Origin of the sequence: Gemella haemolysans (genome assembly GCF_012273215.1) — a bacterium.
Lineage (GTDB): Bacteria > Bacillota > Bacilli > Staphylococcales > Gemellaceae > Gemella > Gemella haemolysans_A.
Genome location: NZ_CP050965.1, coordinates 19,754 through 39,998, shown reverse-complemented (window position 1 = coordinate 39,998; position 20,245 = coordinate 19,754). Strand labels below are relative to the sequence as shown.

The following is a 20,245-nucleotide window of genomic DNA, read 5'->3' as shown; positions in this document are numbered from 1 at the left end:
TTAGCCCTCCATTCTATATTGATATACTATATTTGTGTCAGGATCATATATCCCTTCAAATCTCATTACTTTGTGTCTTAAATTACTTGGGTCTGGCATATCTTGTGCCATTGTTCTTTTCAACCCTAACGAACTAAATACTTTATCTACTTCTACGGCTATGTTAGAAGTACTTTCCTTATCAAAAATATCGACTTTGTAACGTAAATAAGTAGTCTCTTCTACTCCATTATCTAGCCATTCATGAGGTTTATTCTCCTCTTCTAAATAAATTACAACAGGGAATGTCTCCCAATCAGCAGGGTATGTATCTGTTACATTTGTCGCTATTTTAGATAACTCTTTATATATTAACGGTTTAACATTAATCATTTTGTTATCTCCTTCAATTTCCTACTTAAATACTTTTCCATTTCAGCTAAAACTTTAGCCCTATTATTCTTTAAGGCTGGGTACATAAAAGGTTGTGCCGCTTGTCCCTCAGTCTTATAAAACTTACCAACAGGCGTATCTATCGTGAAAAAATTATACGCTGATAAGTAACCGCCCTCAACCATACTCTCATGAAACCACCAAGGAGTATTTCTGTAAGATGGTCTAACATTTGGACTTATACCACCATGATTACTAGCTCCTACACTACCTGTACCGAACTCAACAAATACAGCTGATGGTTCGTTAGTGTATACAGAACCTTTCAAACCATCAACCTTTGTTCTTATACTGTTTCTAGTTCGTCCAGAATTAGTTGGTACTAATAATTTAGCTTCAGATTGAACTATTTTAGTTCCCCTACTGACTCCAGCTTTTATAATTTGTTCTCCTGCTGTTCCACCTATTCTATGTATCTTATTAATCAATCTGCTTACATTCTGTATTTCAGTCAAAGTTTTTTTAACTCCACTAATTTATGAAATGTATATTTTTTAATGGATACTACTTCATAGTTAGGTGTTTCACTGTTGATACAAATTCCATCACGCTCATTTATTTCAGTAGTACGTTCTATTAGCATATTCAACATATAATTTAATTTTTCACCATATACTTGGGCTTGAATACGTCCTGAAGCTGGATATATTTCAGCATTAATAATATATGCATTCTCTTTGTATCCTTTAAAACGTACCCCTTCATCATTAGTCTTAACTACGTATTTAAATATCTTGTAAGGTTTCAGTCTGTTCTTTTTCAAACGCACGACCCGAACACCTCGCTAACCTGTAAGAAGATAAAGTATTTTTGATATGAGAGGGTAAGCCATCACGATAAACAATAGCTATCCCGCCTTCAGTTCTTGACGCTTCGCCCTCACAACCTTGTTTATTGAACATTTCTACCGCTATTTCTAACGCTATACGTTCTAATTCAGGAGTTAAAACTCTCCTGTTAGTTTCTGCTAATACTATATTATTAGCCCTTAGCAAAAGAAGAGAAAGGACTTTTACGTCACTTTCTCCAGTTAATAGTTCTAATTCATTAAGCATAGGAAACCTCCTATTCTTCTGTTACTTCTGCTTCACTAGTAGTTTCATTTGTTAATTCTTCAAGATATAAATCAAAACCGCCTTGTTGTTCTAACGTTTCTTTAATTTCTTCTAATCTTTTAGCTGTAACATCAAAAACTTCTCCAGTAAGATAAGTCTTTTCTGTTTTCGTATCGAAAATTGGATTTTTAACTAAAAACTTCATATAAAAACCCGTCCTATGCTTCAGCCGTTACTGTAATTTTAACAACTTTTTTAGCATTTTGTAAGTAAACACCATAATGGCGGTCAGCTGTAATTACAGTAGTTTTATTAACGATATTTCTATCGAATTCTGTTAACACTTCACGTTTTAATAATACTTTGAACGCTTTAGTGTCAACATCCTCATTTAAACTAGTTTGAATTAAAAATGCTTCGTTCTCTTGGCATTTTCTAGAACGTACAACTTGTGTACTTAACACTTCTCCGTATGTTCCGCTTACCACTCTGTCAGCACCAACTTGAGTACCTGTTAACCATTCTTTAGCAGCGTTTAATCTTAGTTTAGAAGCTGCTTTAGGGTGACAAATTAAAACGTAAACATCGTCATTTTCACTTTCGAAGATATCTTGAGCATTAGATAAGTCTTCTACTTTAAAACCACTCTTAGTTGTGTATGTTTGAGTTGCTGTTTTAGCCGCCGCTAATACATCATTATCAACTTTTTGGTCAATAGACTTAGCGATTTGTCTTACAGCTGTATTAATCGGGTCTCCTAAACCTCCTAATACTGACTCATCAGTAAGTTCTACCCCTTTACCAGCTTTTTTAATTGTCATTTCAGTTGATTTTTTACCTAATTTAGCAAGTGGAATTGCTGTTCCTTCTGCTACGTCTTCAGCATCCCCAATGTAATTCCATTGTGGTACTGTTAATTTTGTTCCGGGTTGCCCCGCTAAAGTTGTATCTACCTCAGCTAATGGAGAAAATACGATTGATTTACCTACTGTTTCATTTAACATATCTGCTACTACTTGCGGATCAAATAAATCCGCCATCATTGTTACATTTGCCATATTAATTATTGTCCTTTCATTATCCTATTATATTCATCTGGATTTTTTGTTTTAAAATCTAGTCTTTCCTGGTATTTCATTTTTGTTAATGCTTCTTTCGTAATACCATTTGAATTTTGAGGTGCTTTTGTTAGTGGTTGAGTACCTTTTAATTTCTCAGCGATACCCTTTTGAACTGCTTGTTCCCACTGCTTACCAATCGCCTCAATTGAAGCTTTAACCGTGTCAGCGTCCGTTAAATCAATAACCCCAGCTAAATCAACAGGTAAACCACGTTCGTTTAAAATTGACTTAGCTTCCGCCATTAATTCACGTCTTGCTATTTCTTGCTCACGCTTATCAAGTTCAGCTTGTCGTTTATCTTGATTATATTTTGTTTTTTCGTCTGCATTCATAGATTTAAGTTTCTTAGCTTCACTTTGTTCGGCCTCTTGCTCTTTTTTCCATTTAGCATACTTCTTATTTACAATCTCGTCGACTTCAGCGTCACTATATTTCTTGTCGTTGGGTTGTGTTTTAGTTGGTTCAGCTGTTACCTTTTCTTCAACCGTCTCGACGTTATTTAATTCTTGATCCATGTTTGAACCTCCTATTTTTAAAGTCGTCCCCGACTATTATTCCATACAGTTTTACACCTTAAATGCTTGGGTATAATAAAAAGACAGTTTAACGTCATATCTAGGACGGTTTAATAAAATTAAACGTTATTATTCTTTATCAACATATTTTTTATACCATTCGTTATAACTCATATTCCCCGGTATAATTATATTCTTTCCTGTTTTAGGGTCTCTAGCCCTTCTAGATAGTTCTGATAAGGTTTCAGTATCAAGTACTGGTATTGTTGTTGACCTACAGAAGGGGTGTAATGGTGGGAAGTTAACTCCGACTTGTCTTTTAGACACCTCATATACTTTATGGTCGTGTTCCCGACAAATATGAGATGTTCTAATGTCCAATACAGCCACAAATCTATATTTATCTATATCAGCTTCAATATAACTTAAAGCTTCCATTTCATTATTAATATAAGCTGTTTCAGTCCTTACTAATCGCTTAGCCTTAAATTCTCCAACATTAAACCTATTAGATATCTCATCAATTACTAGTTTCTCACTTTTTCCAGTAAGTACAGCTTGTGTTACTTCATTTTTTAAAGTATTTGATAACTCTGTTGCATTATCCCACACTCTATCTCTATAGTTTTTATTCTCCCACGGTACAGCTAATAGTTTTTCAACTAAATCTTCATCTAATTCATTAAAACTAAACCCTATACCAGTTTGTGTTTGAATTTGATGTATACTACCATAATAGCCGTTCTTTGCAACTTCCTTATACAAGTCTGTTGTCTTTCTTAACTCATTTCTAGCAATATATCCCTGTACATTATCAATTTCATCTAATAGCTTTTGAAGTCTATTAATACGGGAAACATAAGCCGCACTACTCAACATTTCAATAGTTTGTTTAATTTTAGGGGTGCTTGGTAATAAGGATAAAGCTGGAATTAGCTTTTTATTCTTCGTCCTCATTATTTTAATAACTTGTTCAGCTTCCTTTTTAGAAAGCCCGTATTCAGCCTGAAATTTATTAAATATACCCTTAATACTCTTTTCAATATGCTTTCTAGAGTGATTATATACCTTTGATATCTCATCAAAAGTAACATCAGCCCTTGCAATCTGAGAGTGCATCATTTCAGCTTTTCTATGTTCCCAATACTTATTGTTCTTCTTGTTCATCTACTTCATCACCTACTGGCGTATTGTATACATGTTCTCCACCTGTTAATAATAATTGATTCTGTGCTATATTCTCTTGTTTCTCTTCGTTTACTTTCTCTATTTCACTCATAGGATCTTCAACGAAAGGTATTTGACTTAATAAAGTTTCTTGACTTACTTTACCATCTAAATTACTAACTATTTGAGATATTTCTAACAAGTTCTTAGGTAAACTACGGCTAAAATGAGGTACTATGCTGTTAGCGTCAATAGCTATTTGTGTTAACCCTAAATAATTAGCAAATAGTTTAATTCGTTTCTTCAAGCCTTTAACATAATATCTTTGTTTAATCTTAGTTATCATTTCTAAACCTAAAAGCTTAAACTCCATTGCAACGCCTGAACTATTCCCAGCGAAATTCTCATCAGTTAAGTTAGGGATATGGCTAAAAGTATATATATCTTGCTTAACAGCGTTTCTTAGCGTTTCTACTTCATTCTCATTCAGTGTTTTACTTAAATATTCTGCTCGTGCTTCAGGGTGTAATTCTAGTAGTTTATTTTCTGCTAAAGACTCCATAGCCTTTATAGACTCTTCTTCATCATCTCCAAGCCTTGCACCATATAGAACTAATATACTATCAATAAATTGTTCTTTATCATTAATTCTATTAGCTGTTAATGAATTATAACTATCAATCAACCCTATCTGTTGTTCAAAGTCACCTATTGAATATTTATTATTTTTATATTCGATAATAGGAATATCACCCATATTATGCGGTATAGGTTTATCAGAGATAACCCCTTTTTCTTTACCTTCTAAAACTATAGAGTAAACAAATTGTTTAGTCATAATAACAGCTTGATATGTTTCAGTGTCTGCTTTATTTTCTTTTCGTTTGAAATAATAAATCCCAAATAACGGTTGTTGTTCAATGCTATCATCATATACTATAAATGTATTCTCTACTTCAAGGCTTTTTATATCTAAAATATTTTCATTTTCTCTAGCGTAAACATATTCATAAGCAACACCATAAATAGCCATATCTAACGCATTATCGTGATCAGATTCATCTACCTCAGCATTATCAAAAGCAATTAATAATTCATCGATATCAGTATCTTCAGAATTGCTATAAGAAATTGTATTTCCCATGAAATAACCTGTTGAAGTATCAGCTATATCTTTAGCATGATTACACACAGGTTTATAATTAGGTTTATTTTTTGAACGTTGTTTATTTAAAATATCATGCTCACCTAAATAATATTTCTTAAGTTTCTTAAATCGTGGTATCTGTTTCTCATGTTCTCTTATTAGTTTAAGTACTAACTCTTTCTTGATGTTCTTTTCATCAAACTCAACTCTAGGATAAGTTAATAATTGCATTTATACTCCTTTCTAAAGTCCTAAACGGGCTTTATTTAATACTTTAGCCGTTTGTCTGTTCATATAGCTATATATAGCATATCTTAACGAGTCTAACACATCATCAAATTGCTTAATTGTGTCCCCTGTCTTTTCATCCCATATATAGTTATAAATCTCTTCTTTAAATCTCTTTACATTAGAATTAATAAAAAGGCTATCCTTCTTGAATAACCTTGCTACTTGTTCTATTCCTGCTAATCTTTCTTTATTCGCATTGACTGAATTAAGTCTTTCACGATAAAACCTATCTACGTGTTCAGGTCTGGCACTATCACAATAAAAAGTAATGTTTCCGTGCCTTTCTTTTATTTCCTTAGCAATTTCAACCCAATCATCTATTTCTTTAAATTGATAAGCGTGTTCTTCTAGCAAATAAAATTTACCGTCAACACTTTCACCCATTACAACTATTGATCCGTAGTGACTATACCCCCAGTCAACTCCAGCGAATTTCTTTTTAAACGTTATATTTGAATAATCGTCAAAGTAATGTTTATTTCTATCAAAGTCACTATATACAATACCTTCACCAGTTACCCATAACCCTTCTATATCTCTATCATAAAACATACCAGAAGGGGTTGATTCTTTGATGTTTTTAATATATCGTTCTGATAAAAATGTATTATCATCTAATCTAAAATGATACGATATTATATTTTCACTCTCACTGTCAATATATTCTTTCTTTAACCAGTGTTCGGGGTTGTCTGGGTTGGTGTCAAATACTATCCTTGCTCCATCTCCTGAACAACGTGAGATAATCTCTTTAAATACCGTTTCATTTGCCAATGAAGCCTCATTAATATAAGCCCCAAAGGCTGTCATACCACGAATACCACCAAGTCCAGCAATAGTCCCTGTAAAAGCCTGTACGACCTTTACACCAAACAAAGTAAATGAATTGTGTTTATCAAACTTAATTTCTAATTCATATCGGTTATAGAGTTCTTGTAGTACGTTATTTTGAATAGTTTTACTCGATACTCCAGCTAAAATATACATGGGCTCTTTAATGTTTAACTTATCAGCTATCATTCTAACACGTCTTAACTCTCGTAAGAATATATCATTGTTGATTACTGTCTTACCCGTTCTTTTAGCTCCGTGAAGTCCCAAGATAAAGAAATCTTTTTCTTTTACCCTTTTTAATATTTCAATTTGTTTTGGCGTGTATAGATCATATAAACTCATCTAATTCACCATCTACTTTTGCTATATAGATATCAAGCTTATCTTCTTTCTTGGTCTCGTCTTGCTTACTCTCTCTTGCCTGATGGATTTTATTAAGTAAATTAGCAGCCTTTAATCTATCTTTGGCGCTTACATCAATATAGGTTATTTCTTGAAAACCTTGACCCTGTCCGATAAGTATCTCCTCTTTATGTTCACCCCGCATCACCGATGTTAAATACTCAATTACTTCTTGTTGTGTTGCTGACTTCTTAGATTCAATCTCTTTCATCCGTTCATCAATATAAGATTTTATGCCTACATTTGCCAACAATTTATGAGATTGTTTCCTTGCATAACTCTCAGAATAACCTGCACTCAAAGCCGATTTTTCAGCATTTCCACTAATGATGTACTCATCAGCGAATTTTTGTTGTTTTAAACTTAATTTTGCCAATTTTCCACCACCTTTCTTGACAAAATAAAAGAAGCACCCGTTAAGGTACTTCCGTAAGTTAGTGATTATGTTATATTAACAAAAAAGAGAACTGATTCAAATGATCACATTAATATAATACCATAAATATAAGATATATGTATATATATTACTATATATTAGAATATTTTAATATATTTTAATATCTCCCCTTATATAAATCAGGAATATATATCTCTGATAATGCTTCTGTATGATACTTCAATCTTGTGTTTTGACTTATATCCATTTTCTTTTCGATATAATCCCAGCTATACCATCTAATGTATCTCATTATAAGCAAATGTTTATATTTTGTATTTTCAACATTCATAATTAAGTCTAACACTTCTTCTTTCATTTCAGTTAATTCAATAATAGCATTTAACAATTTCTGAATATATCTATCTACCCTATCTATCATAGCTTCCCAACTTGATTTATTACCACCCTTGACTTGTTCTTTCGAATAATCAATAGCTTTTACTCTAGTCTTTCTTGCTTCTTCATCTTTAATTTGCTCATGTAATTCTTGAATGCTATCTTCTAAATCTCTAATACGTTCTAAATATCTAATCTTCTTATATGCTATTCTTTCTTTCTTATCTCTCATTAGACAACTCCTTTACAAGTGAAATTAATATATGTAGTACTATCATTAACACTGTCAACAATACAATTATACATATACTCCAAAATAACCAACCTGCTATCGTGCTTAACATTCCTCATCCTCCTCAATCTTAATCAATAAATATGTATTTCTATCTTTATATCGCTTATTTCCATAAGTATATAATGTTTCTATTCTTTTGTTGGTAAATTCCGCCATCTCTTTCATTGTCCCAACAAATATCAATTCATCTCCATAATACAAAGCGTAATCCTTCTCAATATTAGCCATTTTTTCATCCTCAAACTTATCTAATTTCCTTCTTTGTTGAAAAGTACCTCTTTAATCTGTTCTCCAAACTCTTCAATAAATTGTTCTGCTATTTCTTTTGATTTAAAATAAGGTAGTTTAGATAATGGATTAATTGTAATAGAAGAATAACAACCTAAATATTCGTACCTATTATCATATTCAACAAAATACCTTCTTTCGTTTTCATCTTCCCAATTTGGTGTCCAACCTTCATTATGTTCTTCCGCCCAATCATTTATCCTTTTAAGCAGTAAAAACTCCAATCGCTTTTGTATAGCCTCTTCTCTAGTCTTATACAACATACCGAATGAATAAACATTAACTATATCCATTTCATCAGCGTCATATAATATTTCTCTTATAGCACCCGTTGTAATGTCATTATAGAATAACAACGTTCCATTTTCCGGGTATTTCAATTCATAGCGTTCTTTAACATTAACTTGAGTTTCTTCCGTTTGATCCTCTTTTAACTTCATAACCTTTTCATACAACGCTTTTAATTTAATATATCTATCTTTGTTGGGCTTTGTCTCTCCCTTTCTCCACTGAGTAATATTCCCCGTGCTTTTAACACCTAATTCAACCGCTAATAGCGTGTCATTTAAATTGTAATGTTCCTTAACTACTCTTATCATCTCTGCTACTGTTTCCATCTAATTTTCCTCCTTTTATTAATTTCATAAATATAACGAACAAATACATCAGTATAATTATCAATGCTGTACTTGAGATTATACAAATAATATAAAGTAGTACATCGATTATAAACATTGATTTTAGTTCCATGTTTTACCTCTTTTTTAGTTTATAAAAAACAAATATCAAAATAACCAAAACAAACAGTAAATTATCTAATAGCATTCTTAAATTTTCACCTATTTCAATCAACATTAGCAAAACACCTCTTTTATTTCATCTCCGAACTCTTCAATGAATTGTTCTGCTATTTCTTCTGATTTGAAATAAGGTAGTTTAGTAAACATTCTATAGCAAACAGTATAATCTATTATAAATCTATCGTACTCATCCGTAATATAATACTTTATTTCATCATCTTTCCAGTCAGGTGTCCAACCTCCATTACGTTCTTCCGCCCACTTATGAAGTTTAAATAGCAACATACGTTCTTTATCATATTTCTCTGCTTCTTTTCTAGTTTCGAAAACTAAGCCGCGTTCATAACGACAACGTACAAAATTCATACTAAAATCTTCTAAATAGTAAATTGCTCCATAGACATCTAGAGTGTAATAATCTCCTATATCATCAGGTAATTCCACTTTATAAGGCTTCTCCTCTGTCTTACTTTCTAATATCTTAATTCTTAATTCAGCTAATTGTTCTTCTAATCTTTCAACCTCTTGCTGTAATTCTTCGTTAGTCATTGTTAGTCCTCCCATAAATACTTATTTTCATAAATATTTCCAATTACTGATAACTCTTCTGTTGTATCCATATCTGACAATTGAATTCCACAAAACTTTTTACTAGCTAAATAGTAAAATTCTTGTTCAGCACTTTTTTTCAATAAAAATTTTTTCCCGTTAAATATCGCTTCATTTCTTACATATTCTAATATGTCTCCAGTATAAATATAAGTATCACCCACATCTTTATATCCAGTATTATAAATAAACTCAACTTCATCAAAATCATAAGGTACAAAATCAGCATTATCATTTAAATACACTTCAACTGTTCCTTTATGAAAATTAATTACCTTTACAGGTAATACCATATCTAAACTCTTAATATATACTTTTGGTTGTTTCAACCCTTCCACCTCAATAAACGGGTTATATAAATCTAAATTCATTTCTTTTCCCTCCTAAATCACATACCACCTAAAGTAGTCTACTTCTTTTAAATCGATTAACTTACCGCCAAATTTTAACGGTACTTTACCCCTTATATGTTTCAAATCTTTAAACACTTCATATAAATCATTGACTGTCTTTTGATCCGTTTTAATACATATCGTTTCATCGTTTTTCATTGTGAAAATAACTTCATATTCCACGCTTACACCTCCTATTTCAGCCTTTTAGCTATCTCTTCAACTACATTTACAGTTACGCTATTACCAGCTTGTTTATAAAGTTGACTATTGCTGTTAACCTCTTGTGCTTTATCAAATAATTCATCTGAGAAACCTTGCAATCTCCAACACTCCTTAGGGGTTAATTTCCTTATTTTATAATCTGATAACACAACCCCCTGTTCATCTGTTGTAAGCAATGTATTAGCTATATTCTTGCCAACACGTCCTCTTCTAGTCTTTGAATTAGGTCGTGAGAGATTAACACTATCACCAACTGAAGCAACGCTATAACCTTGTTTATTCGCTTCTTTAATTAATACCCCGTGTCTATCTTGTGTTGTTAAAGTAAACATAGGTTCTCCATTTGTCTTAAATCTCCTACCGTTTTGTCTTTTCTCCACTCTATCAGGAGTAAGTACCGGTATTGCTACTTTAGGTTCAGAGTTGCCACCAGCCATTGTACAAATTGTAGGTGATATACCTTCAACATCATAAACTCTCTGAGTAGTTTCAAACTTAAAATAAGGTAAATAAGCTTTAATCTTTATATCATTGTATTTTGGGTGGTTAATAGCCACTTGCTTTGGTACTTTATAATCAGTAGCCATTAACGCTCCAACAATACCGTTTTTATCGTGAACAACAGTTCTCGTCCCTATACTAGTTCCATTAGGGTTTTTAGTATTTCCAATAATATTTATTTTTGGTTCAAAATCAGGTTCTTTGTTTTCTCCTTGGATAGGAAAAACTTTGTAGGTACATCCTCCTCTAAGATGTCCAACAATGAACACACGTTCCCTATTCTGTGGGACTCCGAAATTTTTGCTGTTAAGCACTTGCCACTCAACATCATACCCCAGTTCATCCAAGATTTTAAGTATTCTAGTGAATGTTTGCCCTTTGTCGTGTGATAATAAGTTTCTGACGTTCTCAAGCAATAAATAGCGTGGTTTGATTTCTTTGGTTGCTCTAGCAATTTCATAGAATAAAGTTCCTCTAGTGTCTTCAAATCCCAGTTGCTTTCCTGCAATTGAAAAGGCTTGGCAGGGGAAACCTCCGCAAATAACATCGACCTTTGCTCTAAGTTTTCTAAATTCTTCATTAGTCACCTCTTTTATATCGTGATATTCTATTTCATTTTCTGTATTGTGCATTACTTTATAGCTTGATCTTGCAAATTTATCTATTTCACAAAAGCCTACACATTTATGCCCAGCTCGTTCCATACCTAATCGGAAACCACCAATACCGGCAAATAAGTCTAAAAAGTTCATCCTTTTATCTCCTTTATTATCTTGGCATAATAAAAATCTTTTATATCTTTAGCGTTTATTTCGATATCATTTATCCAATACACAACTTTCGGATAGCTATCAGCATAAACTATAGCGTCTTGTAAATTATCCATATCCTTTTTAGTTGCTATCACTTTAATTGTTTCACCGTTTTTCATTACAATGCTTAAAATGTATTTCATATTTTACCCTCCTAATTCTGGGTTAATTGCTTCAAAATAAAAATCAGTATATTCTCTTTCTTCATTTTTTATCAACTCACCTTCAACAACAGTGATGTATTGTTCAAATTCCATACCACTCTCACTAGCATATATATTAAAATCAACATGATAATTTTTACTATGCTCTACTAAGAGTTCTTGAACATCAATACCCCACGCTTGTTTAACTTCTAAAGTTAAATAACAAACTTCATCATCATAAGCACTAAAAAATGATATTTCTTAACTTTCTACAAAAAATCTTCTAGAATTTTTCAAATGTAAGAATTCACTATATGATTTGTTATATTTAAAACTACATTCTCTCGAGTCATCTATCATTTTTATATCAATATATTCAACTTCTGAAAGAATACTTTTTAATTTAACTAATCTAATTTCATTTTCTATGAAATTTTTTAAATCCTTTTTCTTACCTCTAATTTTTAAATATCCTTCACACCAATTTGGCATATTATTTTCCTCCTAATACTCATATCTATAAGCCATTAATTCTGACTGTAAATCCTCTTCAATACTCACACCGTATTTATTAATATCTTCTAACGGAAGTAACGGTACTGAATAACCTCTTGCTTTTTTATATGGATCACTCCAACCAGCTTTTTTTTTAGCCTTAACTAAATATTTATTTAAAAATTCTTCGGGAGTTTCATTGTCTTTCAAATAAACTCCTAAAGTCGACATGATGAAATAACAAGCTGACTTTTGCCTATCAGTTAAATGTTTAAATCTATCTTGTTTAATCATTGTTATACTCCGTAACACCTAACTCTTCCAATTTTTTAGCCAATTCACCTCTCATTCCTAATAGCACTTGTATAACTTTAATTCTATGTTCTTTCTTTATTATTGTTACTCCATTAAAGTTGGTAGATACCGTTAAAGTTCTAGCAGGATTTTGAATATCCGTTATAAAACTATCCAAATTTTCTAATTCATCAATTAATTTATCAGCTACTCTTATTTCTCTAAAATTCATTATTTCTCTAAATCTCCTCTCTCAAAAGCACAGTATGCAGGGACTAATTCATCTCTTAATCTTTCGTGTTCTTCTATCGTCACATCTCTAAAATACAGATCTTCATCCCCTAGAAAATTACTCATATTCCATAAAAATCTAGATATAGTAACTTCAACCTCTGTTAAAGTTTGTTCGTATTTTATATATGAACGATATTTCTTAAAATATTCAATCTCATCTTCTTCACAAGCGAATAATAATGATACTTCATAATAATTTTCAGTATTTTTTATTTGAATAGTAAACACTTTTTCATTATCTAAGTTAAATACAGGTATTCTTATACTATCTTGAGAAATATCATTTGTTCTATAGAACCCTCTACTTAAATCTTTTAATAATTCAAATTCCTTTTTTCTCCTTTGTTTATCATAATTTCTAAAAAGTGTAATTCCAGAAATTGAAAATACTCCTAATTCCCAAACCATTGTTTTTATTGTTTTTACGTTATCCATTATCTGTATATCTCCTTTATCTAATTTTATTAAAAACTAACCACCTTGTTTTACCTCTTTTATCTCCAAACAATGGCGTTCTGTTAATTATTTTTAAAATTTCATTAACATGAATTTGACTATCATTCCATTTGAATATTAAAGTTCCTTTATCGCTTAAAACTCTATTACATTCATTAAAACCTTTAAGTATTATTTCTGGCCACTTCTTTTTATCTAACTTTCCGTATTTTTTAGCTAGCCAACTATTTTCACCTGCATATATTAAATGTGGTGGGTCAAATACGATTAAATCAAACTCATTATCTTTAAAAGGCAAATTTGTAAAATCAGCTAATACATCTGGATTAACATTAACAACATGGCCACTCGATAATTTTTCGTAAAACTTTCTGTTATCAACAAAAGTTACATCCTTATTATTTTTGTTATACCAAAACATCCTACTTCCACAACAGGTATCTAATATTTTCATTGTTAACTTCTCCTTATCTCCTATTCTCAAATGTAAGGCAAATTCTACATATCGCCCACACAAATGTTATTACATATATATCCTCTTCAGTAAGCTTAGTATTACACACTATCATTATGAAACCAAACAACAGTATGATTCCAAACCATTCAAAAATATATCTAAGCATTGTAAATCTCCTTAAGTTGCTTAAATTTCTGTAGTTCTCTAATACGTTCCTTTTGTTGCTGGATAGTTCTTTCCTTGACTATATTGTCGTTAGAAAGTTCCTCGATCGTGTTACTTGAAACATATACCCCCAGTATCAACCCCGCTGTAAACATTGCTAACAGCATTGAAAGTGTGATTAGTATAATTTCTATGTTATCCCACGTTTTTTTTAACATTTTTTTACCTACCATATTATTTCCCCCAGATATAATGTATAACTTGATAAAGTATGTAAGATATTACCAACCAATTCAAAATAGTTAAATTCATTTTAATTTTAAATAATTCATAATGAAATTCCTTTAATAGTTCATAATGTACAATATTATCCTTCTCTAAGTTAAAAATTCTTTTTGCTAATTCTTTTATTTTCTCGTCCATTCCTTATCCTCCAATTCCGTTCAATTCAGCTGTTTTTTTCGTTTGTTCAGCTTGTTTGTCGTCTAGTGCTTTTAGTTGTTCTTCTAACCTAGCATTTTTTATCCTTAATTCTATGGCTTCTTGTTTTTCTTTTTCTTTACGTTCTTGATAATTAGTTGCTTCAATAAATATAAATACAAAATAAGCAACAACTATACCTATTAATCCTACTATAGCTAATTTCTCTAACATCTCTTAATCTCCTATTTCATTTGCATTTACATTTAATGCACTAGCTATCTTTCTAATACTCTTCCTACTGCCTTTACCGTTCCCAGTACGTATTAAATTGATAGTATTAGTACTAACCCCACTTAATTTAGCTAATTTCTTATTAGTCATATTCAATTTCCACATAATATCATCAAGCTTTGTCATGATTAAAACTCCATACTTTTAACCGTTACATCTGTTAGTGAGTTGGTTAAATCAATATCAATACCAGCGTGTTCTACTAGTGGATATAGTCCCTCTTCAGTCAATGTATAAATTCTTTCCTTGTATTCAAAGTTAATTTTCTTAACTCCGTTATATCCGCTTGTTTCTTTTTTCATAATTCTCACCAAATTAAATAGTTTCTCTTCCATTTTTTAAATCCTCCATTAATTCATTAAATTCATTGTCTATCTTCTCTACTTCTTCAATCTCAATATACAGTCCACTGTTCTTATGCCACCTCTTACTGACTTCTAGATCCGTAATTAATCCATCATCTTTGTAAAAGCCCATTTTACACATTACATCTTGCAATAATTTCTGTAAGTTGTCTAAATCGGGGCTAGTTGCTTTTCTCTCACCGTCTTTAGATTTTTGTGTTGGTTCAAAAATCCATATTACTTTTAATCTAATAGCTGTTGTATATTTTTCTTTTGGCTGGAAGCCACTTAATGCACGTTGTAAGGTTGCCTTTGAATTTTTAACCTTTCCTGTTTCGTAAAATCTTTTAGTTTTTGTTGAAAATTTCTTTTGTTGTGCTGTAGTCCTTGGCACAACTGCTATCGGTGTAAAAAATTTTAACACTTAATCACCTCCATTTATTCATCCCACCAGTTAAATTTACCTAGCGTAGAATTTTGATTATTAATTTTATTTTGTTTATCTCTCGTCACTGAATTATACAAACTAGCAATTACATAATTTTCAAAATTAGTAATTTGTTTAGATTTTAAGATTTGCTGTACACAGTAATTAATTTGTGTTTCAGTTACATCTTTTAACACGTCCTGTACTCTCATTACATCAACGCTAACACCGTTTATTTTATAGTCTCCTGTTAACTTTAGATAAACTTGACTTATTGCTAACTCAACATCTTTTTTTAACCCACCAGAATAAATTAAATCGTTGTTGGTTTGATTATATAAATTATCTTTATCAGTTAAACCCTTGTTATTATTAAGTTCTTTATTTTTGATAAAGTTATTATAATTAATATATATATTATTCTCTTTATTAATCTCTTTTATGGTTGGTGCATTTTGCCCTAACTGGTTGGTGCATTCTGCCCTAACTGGTTGGTGCATTTTGCCCTCACCGTTAATGCAATTTGCCCTAACCTCTAATTTTTGGGTTGATGCATTTTGCCCTAACTTTACTTTTTCAGTTGGTGCATTTTGCACTAACCTAGATTTTTGATTTTTATTTTCATTTTTAGTAATATTTTTATCTAATTTAAGTTTTTTATCAAAAGATATTTTATTGTAATTCACTCGATATAATTTACCGTTTTTATGTTTTTTTGTTATTAAAAAGTTGCCTTCCTCTAAATTAATTAGCGTTCGCTTTAAAGTGTCGTAACTGAAACATAACGGGAAGTCCCTTTCTAACATTTTTTTAACTGATGAAAACATCCAATATGAACCTTCAATATAATACTCATTCTTGTTCTTATTGATAGTACACCAGTAATCTACTTGCTGTAGGACAAGAGCTTCATAGACTTTCCCTTGTCCTAACACTTCAAGTAAACTTAAATTTAGTGGAATAACTTTAATTACTTTTTGCTCCATAGATCACTATTCTTGCTTAAACGGGTTAATTACATTTTCGAATACATTATCTAAATTAATATCTTTGCCAAAATCATTAAATAAGTTGTTAGTGTTGTTAATTCCACCAGTTCCACTCATTTCCATTTGTTGTTGGTTATTTTGTCTTATATAGCCGTTATTTTGCACGTTATGAGGTTGATTGATATAGTTTAGTGCGTTATCCCCATTTTGATTATTAAAGCCGTTATAAGCGTTATTTTGGGCTAAATTATTTTGTTGATTAAAATTATTCAAATGTTGGTTAAATTGATTAGCTTGATTATCCTGTTTTGGTTTAGGGAAAAATGATAATCCATCAACCATTACATCAGTTGTATAAACCGTACTTCCATCTTGCTTTTGATAACTCCCGGTTTGAATACTTCCAGTAATTCCAATTAAATCACCTTTTTGGCAATACTGGGCTATTGTTTCAGCACGTTTGCCAAAGGCTTTACAACTAATAAAATCAGTCTGTTTTTGTCCGCTTTGATCTTTAAAATTTCTTTCAACTGCAAGGGTAATATTTAAAGATGAATTATTATTGTTAGTTTGTTTTAACTCCAAATTTCTAGTTATTCTACCAGTTAATACTACGTTATTTATCATTCGTTTGTTCTCCTTCTACTTGTTCTTGTTGTTGATGTTGTTGTGCTTGACGTTGATTTAATATCCATTGCCAAACATCTCTTAATTCTTCGTTAGTTAAATCTTCTAATCTAAATTTGTTCCTTTTGCTTAAAATAGATTGAATATGTTGGGGTGGTAAATTTTGTTGAATTGCCTGAATTAAAGCGTTACGTTCTGCCATTATTTCCGTAAAGTCAGGTTCAGTTAATTTTAGTAAATTCCTATATAGATACCTCATGTAATAAGTATCTACTGAACCAACAGTTTGAACAGTGTTCCCTGCTCGTTGCATTGCAACCCCTACTTTCTCATTAGGTTGTGTAGGTAAAATAGGTGGGACTTCCATTTTTTTCATTTTGAAAATTCTAGCTTCTGTTGGTTGCTCCACGTCCTTAACTACTAAAGTTTTATAATCTTCATCTTCAGTATATTCCTCATATAAACCTATTTCTGAACATATATCGATGGTATGAGGTAGGAAATCTGATAATTGATAGTAGTGAAATTGTCCGTGCTTGTTATACCCAGTTGGCTTTAAATTCAAATCCTTAATTCTTTTTCTTAAGATCAATATCTTTTGTTCTACACCCATTATTAAGCTTCCTCCGTCCATTGTAAGTATTCACCTATTTGTTCTTTAAAATAATCACTTTCTAAGTCTGCTTTAGTGAATATCTGAGTTAAATTATCTTCACTATCAAATAATAGCTTTCCTTTTGCTCCGAACTGTTCACTAACTCTATTAAATGAAATATAAAGTTGTTCTCCACCTAAATTTAAGTTCTTTAAAGGTATTCTATAAAATCCTGTTCTATCCTTAATTTTAGTATCCTCATATTTCCTAACCAGTTTCTTTAATTCAACTGGTGTATTCTTAAATGTCCTGCTGTATTGTTCTTTTGTACCGACAATAGCGTATATTACATCTTTCTTAATAATCTTGTATTCTTCATCAGTTTCAACAACTGTATATTTTTTGTCTTTTAATTCTTTTAAAAATTCATTAGTTGATATCACGATACATTACCTCCAAATATGCTATATAAACTTTAATCACTTCAAATTCTTCTCTAACAGTCAAACTCTTGTAAGCTTTAGCCAGTTCGCTATCTTCCTTTTCATATCTGAATACATCTCTAAAATGAAACATATCATCTATAAAGCCTTCATATCCATAGTTCTCTATTAATTCAAATAGCACCTTTTTTTGATTTTCATTCACTTTCTAAATTCTCCTTGATTTTCCTTTTAATCTACGTTATAATAACAGTAGATTTTTATTTTGTTTATCGCTCGTTGTTTTATCGCAACGAGCTTTTTTATTCTTCTAACAATTTTTTAATAGAATGTAAAAGCATTCTTTTAGCGTAATAATCCATTAAATCTTTAACTGCTTTTTCCTTCACTTCACTAGCCTCTTGTTGAATAGCTGTAAAAATACCACCTACCATATAAGCATTTACAACATTCTCTATTAATTCCTTGTTACTTTCAGTGTCTTTTAAGTCATTTAATTCTAATAACTTTAAGATATCCTCATTAATATTTACTAACATTCTTTATTCTCCTTCGCTTTCAAATTCAATAGATGCTCTCATCATTAAATTAATAAACTCATCTCTAGGAAGCTTAATAAGTCTTTGATAGAGTTCTTCAACATCTTTCTCAGTATTTCCGTAAAGCAATTCATTAACGGTTATTTGAAGTAATTTAGCTAGTTTCTTTTGTCTTTCTTTATTCGGTAGTACTCTACCGTTTTCCCAATCTGAAACATTGCTTTTAGTAGCCTTAAACAACTTTCCAAACTCAGCTAAAGTGTATGCTTTACTTATTCTAAAATCTCTTATCCGTCTACCTACTTCTTTTTTATCGATTTTCATTTCCTTATCTAACATAGCTATTCTCCTTCTTTAATAAATGTACCGTCTATCATTTTTCCTTTTCGCTTAGAAATAGTATCGTAAGCATATTTAATACATTCAACTAATTCTAATCCGTAAGCCTGTGCTACCATTTCTAAGAAGTTAATATAACTTGATAATCTAACTTCAATATCAATGAAAGTAGCTTCAGTATTTGTAAATACATCAAACAGTAATCTGTCTTGAGTTTTTAACTCTCTAATGAAGTACAGCCAACCAATGCTAACTGATGAATGTTTGCTTGTTTTAATCTTTCTAAAAGTTAAATAAGGTCGTTCACTTACTAAATAAGTTGATACTACAAGAGTTACATATATATCACCTATGCTATCTTTAATTTGAATTAAAGCGTCCTTATTACCATTTTCATAACTTTCTATAGCGTTCTGCAATTCTGAATTTTCTTCATCAGATTTTAATAGTTGCTTTGTTAATCTACCTTTCTCCTTAATCTCTCTATCTTTTGCCCAGTCAATAATTCTAGTTACATAATCATAATGAAATTCTTTCATTCGTTATACTCCTTTCAATACGTTTAAATCTATATTTAGTGCTGTTGCTACCTTAACAATTTCATCAAATTTTAAAATACTTGTTTGAGTATATTTAAAGCCTTGTATTTTGCTTGATGGTACACCGCTAAGTTTAGCTAGTTCACTAACTGAAATTGATTTGTTAAACATTTCTGTAATCATTAATTTCTTGAAATAATCAAGTTTAGTTCTTTTGTTCACTTCACTAACATTAAATCTCGCCATCTTCTTCACCATCAGGGTCTGGAAATGCATATTCGCTACGGTCGTCAAATTGAACAAATAAAATCATTAAAACACACAACAACATTCCTAATATTCTTGTAAATTCAATGCTTGTCATTATTGCCGTGCAAATAGCAATCGTTGTTAACACAAGATACAATGTGTTTAATTTTCTTCTTTTTAAATTATTCATTTCTTAAGCTCCTTTCTTAAGTCGTTTTTCACGTTTGTTTACTGACCTTTTGGCATTAATATAATTGTAAATTCTAACTTTGTTATAAGTTTCGTTGGTTGCAAGAGTACCTTGAATATATAAATAATTATCTTCCAAACTTTCAATCTCTATTAACCAATCATTAAATTTTTTATGTGAACCTTCCATCTTTAAAAATATTTTTAAATCAGGTCTTTCAACCCAATCATCTGGATTTTCTAATTTATCCTTATAAGCATTATAAAAGTCCTCTTCTTTCAT

42 protein-coding genes are annotated in these 20,245 nt (G+C 30.9%); all 42 read right to left on the bottom strand.

Features of this window, described 5'->3' with window-relative positions; genetic code table 11:
- Nucleotides 1-372 carry a hypothetical protein gene (locus FOC48_RS00340; protein ID WP_003147994.1) on the bottom strand — a complete coding sequence of 124 codons (372 nt, stop codon included), beginning with the start codon at nt 370-372 and terminating at the stop codon, nt 1-3.
- Complete coding sequence (locus FOC48_RS00335; protein ID WP_003147996.1) at nt 369-887, bottom strand: HK97-gp10 family putative phage morphogenesis protein; 519 nt, start codon at nt 885-887, stop codon at nt 369-371. The genes FOC48_RS00340 and FOC48_RS00335 overlap by 4 nt, the downstream gene beginning before the upstream one ends.
- On the bottom strand, nt 884-1,201 hold the full coding sequence (locus tag FOC48_RS00330) for a hypothetical protein (protein ID WP_003147997.1): 318 nt from the start codon (nt 1,199-1,201) through the stop codon (nt 884-886). The genes FOC48_RS00335 and FOC48_RS00330 overlap by 4 nt, the downstream gene beginning before the upstream one ends.
- Nucleotides 1,158-1,487 carry a phage head-tail connector protein gene (locus FOC48_RS00325; protein WP_003147999.1) on the bottom strand — a complete coding sequence of 110 codons (330 nt, stop codon included), beginning with the start codon at nt 1,485-1,487 and terminating at the stop codon, nt 1,158-1,160. The genes FOC48_RS00330 and FOC48_RS00325 overlap by 44 nt, the downstream gene beginning before the upstream one ends.
- Before the next feature lie 10 nt (nt 1,488-1,497).
- Entirely contained in the window at nt 1,498-1,692 is a 195-nt protein-coding gene (locus FOC48_RS00320; RefSeq protein ID WP_003148000.1) for a hypothetical protein, read from the bottom strand.
- A 13-nt stretch (nt 1,693-1,705) separates the two neighbouring features.
- Nucleotides 1,706-2,545, bottom strand: coding sequence for a N4-gp56 family major capsid protein (locus tag FOC48_RS00315; protein WP_003148001.1), 840 nt, complete (start codon nt 2,543-2,545; stop codon nt 1,706-1,708).
- A gap of 5 nt (nt 2,546-2,550) precedes the next feature.
- Nucleotides 2,551-3,123, bottom strand: coding sequence for a DUF4355 domain-containing protein (locus FOC48_RS00310; protein WP_003148002.1), 573 nt, complete (start codon nt 3,121-3,123; stop codon nt 2,551-2,553).
- 129 nt (nt 3,124-3,252) lie between these two features.
- Nucleotides 3,253-4,290, bottom strand: a complete 1,038-nt coding sequence (locus FOC48_RS00305) for a minor capsid protein (RefSeq protein WP_003148003.1) — start codon at nt 4,288-4,290, stop codon at nt 3,253-3,255.
- Complete coding sequence (locus FOC48_RS00300; protein WP_003148004.1) at nt 4,271-5,668, bottom strand: phage portal protein; 1,398 nt, start codon at nt 5,666-5,668, stop codon at nt 4,271-4,273. The genes FOC48_RS00305 and FOC48_RS00300 overlap by 20 nt, the downstream gene beginning before the upstream one ends.
- Before the next feature lie 12 nt (nt 5,669-5,680).
- On the bottom strand, nt 5,681-6,904 hold the full coding sequence (locus FOC48_RS00295) for a PBSX family phage terminase large subunit (RefSeq protein ID WP_003148005.1): 1,224 nt from the start codon (nt 6,902-6,904) through the stop codon (nt 5,681-5,683).
- Nucleotides 6,891-7,340, bottom strand: a complete 450-nt coding sequence (locus FOC48_RS00290) for a terminase small subunit (RefSeq protein WP_003148006.1) — start codon at nt 7,338-7,340, stop codon at nt 6,891-6,893. The genes FOC48_RS00295 and FOC48_RS00290 overlap by 14 nt, the downstream gene beginning before the upstream one ends.
- 178 nt (nt 7,341-7,518) lie before the next feature.
- Complete coding sequence (locus FOC48_RS00285; protein ID WP_003148007.1) at nt 7,519-7,971, bottom strand: DUF1492 domain-containing protein; 453 nt, start codon at nt 7,969-7,971, stop codon at nt 7,519-7,521.
- Between the two features lie 105 nt (nt 7,972-8,076).
- Complete coding sequence (locus FOC48_RS00280) at nt 8,077-8,262, bottom strand: hypothetical protein (protein ID WP_003148008.1); 186 nt, start codon at nt 8,260-8,262, stop codon at nt 8,077-8,079.
- 20 nt (nt 8,263-8,282) lie between these two features.
- Nucleotides 8,283-8,939, bottom strand: coding sequence for a hypothetical protein (locus FOC48_RS00275; protein WP_003148009.1), 657 nt, complete (start codon nt 8,937-8,939; stop codon nt 8,283-8,285).
- The gene (locus FOC48_RS00270) at nt 8,905-9,072 is read right to left on the bottom strand and encodes a hypothetical protein (protein ID WP_003148010.1); all 168 of its coding nucleotides are present in this window, start codon (nt 9,070-9,072) and stop codon (nt 8,905-8,907) included. The genes FOC48_RS00275 and FOC48_RS00270 overlap by 35 nt, the downstream gene beginning before the upstream one ends.
- A 104-nt stretch (nt 9,073-9,176) precedes the next feature.
- Nucleotides 9,177-9,671 (bottom strand): hypothetical protein, encoded by a 495-nt coding sequence (locus FOC48_RS00265; RefSeq protein WP_003148011.1) that lies wholly within the window; start codon nt 9,669-9,671, stop codon nt 9,177-9,179.
- A gap of 2 nt (nt 9,672-9,673) precedes the next feature.
- Nucleotides 9,674-10,102: a YopX family protein gene (locus tag FOC48_RS00260; RefSeq protein ID WP_003148012.1), complete on the bottom strand. Its 429-nt coding sequence runs from the start codon at nt 10,100-10,102 to the stop codon at nt 9,674-9,676.
- 12 nt (nt 10,103-10,114) lie between these two features.
- Complete coding sequence (locus FOC48_RS00255; RefSeq protein ID WP_003148013.1) at nt 10,115-10,306, bottom strand: hypothetical protein; 192 nt, start codon at nt 10,304-10,306, stop codon at nt 10,115-10,117.
- Between the two features lie 11 nt (nt 10,307-10,317).
- Nucleotides 10,318-11,601 (bottom strand): DNA (cytosine-5-)-methyltransferase, encoded by a 1,284-nt coding sequence (dcm, locus tag FOC48_RS00250; protein ID WP_003148014.1) that lies wholly within the window; start codon nt 11,599-11,601, stop codon nt 10,318-10,320.
- Complete coding sequence (locus FOC48_RS00245) at nt 11,598-11,804, bottom strand: hypothetical protein (RefSeq protein WP_003148015.1); 207 nt, start codon at nt 11,802-11,804, stop codon at nt 11,598-11,600. Before FOC48_RS00245 ends, dcm begins: the two co-directional genes overlap by 4 nt.
- 264 nt (nt 11,805-12,068) lie before the next feature.
- Nucleotides 12,069-12,299 carry a hypothetical protein gene (locus FOC48_RS00240; RefSeq protein ID WP_003148017.1) on the bottom strand — a complete coding sequence of 77 codons (231 nt, stop codon included), beginning with the start codon at nt 12,297-12,299 and terminating at the stop codon, nt 12,069-12,071.
- Between the two features lie 12 nt (nt 12,300-12,311).
- A complete protein-coding gene (locus FOC48_RS00235) occupies nt 12,312-12,596 on the bottom strand; it encodes a hypothetical protein (protein ID WP_003148018.1) in 285 nt (94 codons plus the stop codon).
- The gene (locus tag FOC48_RS00230) at nt 12,589-12,828 is read right to left on the bottom strand and encodes a hypothetical protein (protein ID WP_003148019.1); all 240 of its coding nucleotides are present in this window, start codon (nt 12,826-12,828) and stop codon (nt 12,589-12,591) included. Before FOC48_RS00230 ends, FOC48_RS00235 begins: the two co-directional genes overlap by 8 nt.
- Nucleotides 12,828-13,325, bottom strand: coding sequence for a hypothetical protein (locus tag FOC48_RS00225; RefSeq protein WP_003148020.1), 498 nt, complete (start codon nt 13,323-13,325; stop codon nt 12,828-12,830). The genes FOC48_RS00230 and FOC48_RS00225 overlap by 1 nt, the downstream gene beginning before the upstream one ends.
- A gap of 16 nt (nt 13,326-13,341) precedes the next feature.
- Nucleotides 13,342-13,800 carry a TRM11 family methyltransferase gene (locus tag FOC48_RS00220; RefSeq protein WP_003148021.1) on the bottom strand — a complete coding sequence of 153 codons (459 nt, stop codon included), beginning with the start codon at nt 13,798-13,800 and terminating at the stop codon, nt 13,342-13,344.
- Between the two features lie 161 nt (nt 13,801-13,961).
- The gene (locus FOC48_RS00215; protein WP_254263183.1) at nt 13,962-14,135 is read right to left on the bottom strand and encodes a hypothetical protein; all 174 of its coding nucleotides are present in this window, start codon (nt 14,133-14,135) and stop codon (nt 13,962-13,964) included.
- A 67-nt stretch (nt 14,136-14,202) separates the two neighbouring features.
- Nucleotides 14,203-14,391, bottom strand: a complete 189-nt coding sequence (locus tag FOC48_RS00210) for a hypothetical protein (protein WP_003148023.1) — start codon at nt 14,389-14,391, stop codon at nt 14,203-14,205.
- Nucleotides 14,392-14,394: 3 nt separating this feature from the next.
- On the bottom strand, nt 14,395-14,622 hold the full coding sequence (locus FOC48_RS00205) for a hypothetical protein (protein ID WP_003148024.1): 228 nt from the start codon (nt 14,620-14,622) through the stop codon (nt 14,395-14,397).
- A 3-nt stretch (nt 14,623-14,625) separates the two neighbouring features.
- Nucleotides 14,626-14,808 (bottom strand): helix-turn-helix transcriptional regulator, encoded by a 183-nt coding sequence (locus tag FOC48_RS00200; RefSeq protein ID WP_003148025.1) that lies wholly within the window; start codon nt 14,806-14,808, stop codon nt 14,626-14,628.
- Between the two features lie 2 nt (nt 14,809-14,810).
- Nucleotides 14,811-15,017, bottom strand: coding sequence for a hypothetical protein (locus FOC48_RS00195; RefSeq protein WP_003148026.1), 207 nt, complete (start codon nt 15,015-15,017; stop codon nt 14,811-14,813).
- On the bottom strand, nt 14,998-15,450 hold the full coding sequence (locus FOC48_RS00190) for a RusA family crossover junction endodeoxyribonuclease (RefSeq protein WP_003148027.1): 453 nt from the start codon (nt 15,448-15,450) through the stop codon (nt 14,998-15,000). Before FOC48_RS00190 ends, FOC48_RS00195 begins: the two co-directional genes overlap by 20 nt.
- 14 nt (nt 15,451-15,464) lie before the next feature.
- On the bottom strand, nt 15,465-16,439 hold the full coding sequence (locus FOC48_RS00185) for a hypothetical protein (RefSeq protein ID WP_003148028.1): 975 nt from the start codon (nt 16,437-16,439) through the stop codon (nt 15,465-15,467).
- Nucleotides 16,440-16,445: 6 nt separating this feature from the next.
- Nucleotides 16,446-17,069: a single-stranded DNA-binding protein gene (locus FOC48_RS00180; protein WP_003148029.1), complete on the bottom strand. Its 624-nt coding sequence runs from the start codon at nt 17,067-17,069 to the stop codon at nt 16,446-16,448.
- Complete coding sequence (locus FOC48_RS00175) at nt 17,059-17,703, bottom strand: ERF family protein (RefSeq protein WP_155801266.1); 645 nt, start codon at nt 17,701-17,703, stop codon at nt 17,059-17,061. The genes FOC48_RS00180 and FOC48_RS00175 overlap by 11 nt, the downstream gene beginning before the upstream one ends.
- Nucleotides 17,685-18,107, bottom strand: coding sequence for a hypothetical protein (locus FOC48_RS00170; RefSeq protein ID WP_003148031.1), 423 nt, complete (start codon nt 18,105-18,107; stop codon nt 17,685-17,687). Before FOC48_RS00170 ends, FOC48_RS00175 begins: the two co-directional genes overlap by 19 nt.
- The gene (locus FOC48_RS00165) at nt 18,094-18,312 is read right to left on the bottom strand and encodes a hypothetical protein (RefSeq protein ID WP_003148032.1); all 219 of its coding nucleotides are present in this window, start codon (nt 18,310-18,312) and stop codon (nt 18,094-18,096) included. The genes FOC48_RS00170 and FOC48_RS00165 overlap by 14 nt, the downstream gene beginning before the upstream one ends.
- Before the next feature lie 97 nt (nt 18,313-18,409).
- Nucleotides 18,410-18,646 carry a hypothetical protein gene (locus tag FOC48_RS00160; protein WP_003148033.1) on the bottom strand — a complete coding sequence of 79 codons (237 nt, stop codon included), beginning with the start codon at nt 18,644-18,646 and terminating at the stop codon, nt 18,410-18,412.
- Nucleotides 18,647-18,649: 3 nt separating this feature from the next.
- A complete protein-coding gene (locus tag FOC48_RS00155; protein WP_003148034.1) occupies nt 18,650-18,985 on the bottom strand; it encodes a helix-turn-helix domain-containing protein in 336 nt (111 codons plus the stop codon).
- A 2-nt stretch (nt 18,986-18,987) separates the two neighbouring features.
- Nucleotides 18,988-19,524: a MazG-like family protein gene (locus FOC48_RS00150; RefSeq protein ID WP_003148035.1), complete on the bottom strand. Its 537-nt coding sequence runs from the start codon at nt 19,522-19,524 to the stop codon at nt 18,988-18,990.
- Nucleotides 19,525-19,527: 3 nt separating this feature from the next.
- Nucleotides 19,528-19,770 carry a helix-turn-helix domain-containing protein gene (locus FOC48_RS00145; protein WP_035467246.1) on the bottom strand — a complete coding sequence of 81 codons (243 nt, stop codon included), beginning with the start codon at nt 19,768-19,770 and terminating at the stop codon, nt 19,528-19,530.
- Nucleotides 19,757-19,963 carry a hypothetical protein gene (locus FOC48_RS00140; protein WP_003148037.1) on the bottom strand — a complete coding sequence of 69 codons (207 nt, stop codon included), beginning with the start codon at nt 19,961-19,963 and terminating at the stop codon, nt 19,757-19,759. The genes FOC48_RS00145 and FOC48_RS00140 overlap by 14 nt, the downstream gene beginning before the upstream one ends.
- A 3-nt stretch (nt 19,964-19,966) precedes the next feature.
- Nucleotides 19,967-20,245: a hypothetical protein gene (locus FOC48_RS00135; protein WP_003148038.1), complete on the bottom strand. Its 279-nt coding sequence runs from the start codon at nt 20,243-20,245 to the stop codon at nt 19,967-19,969.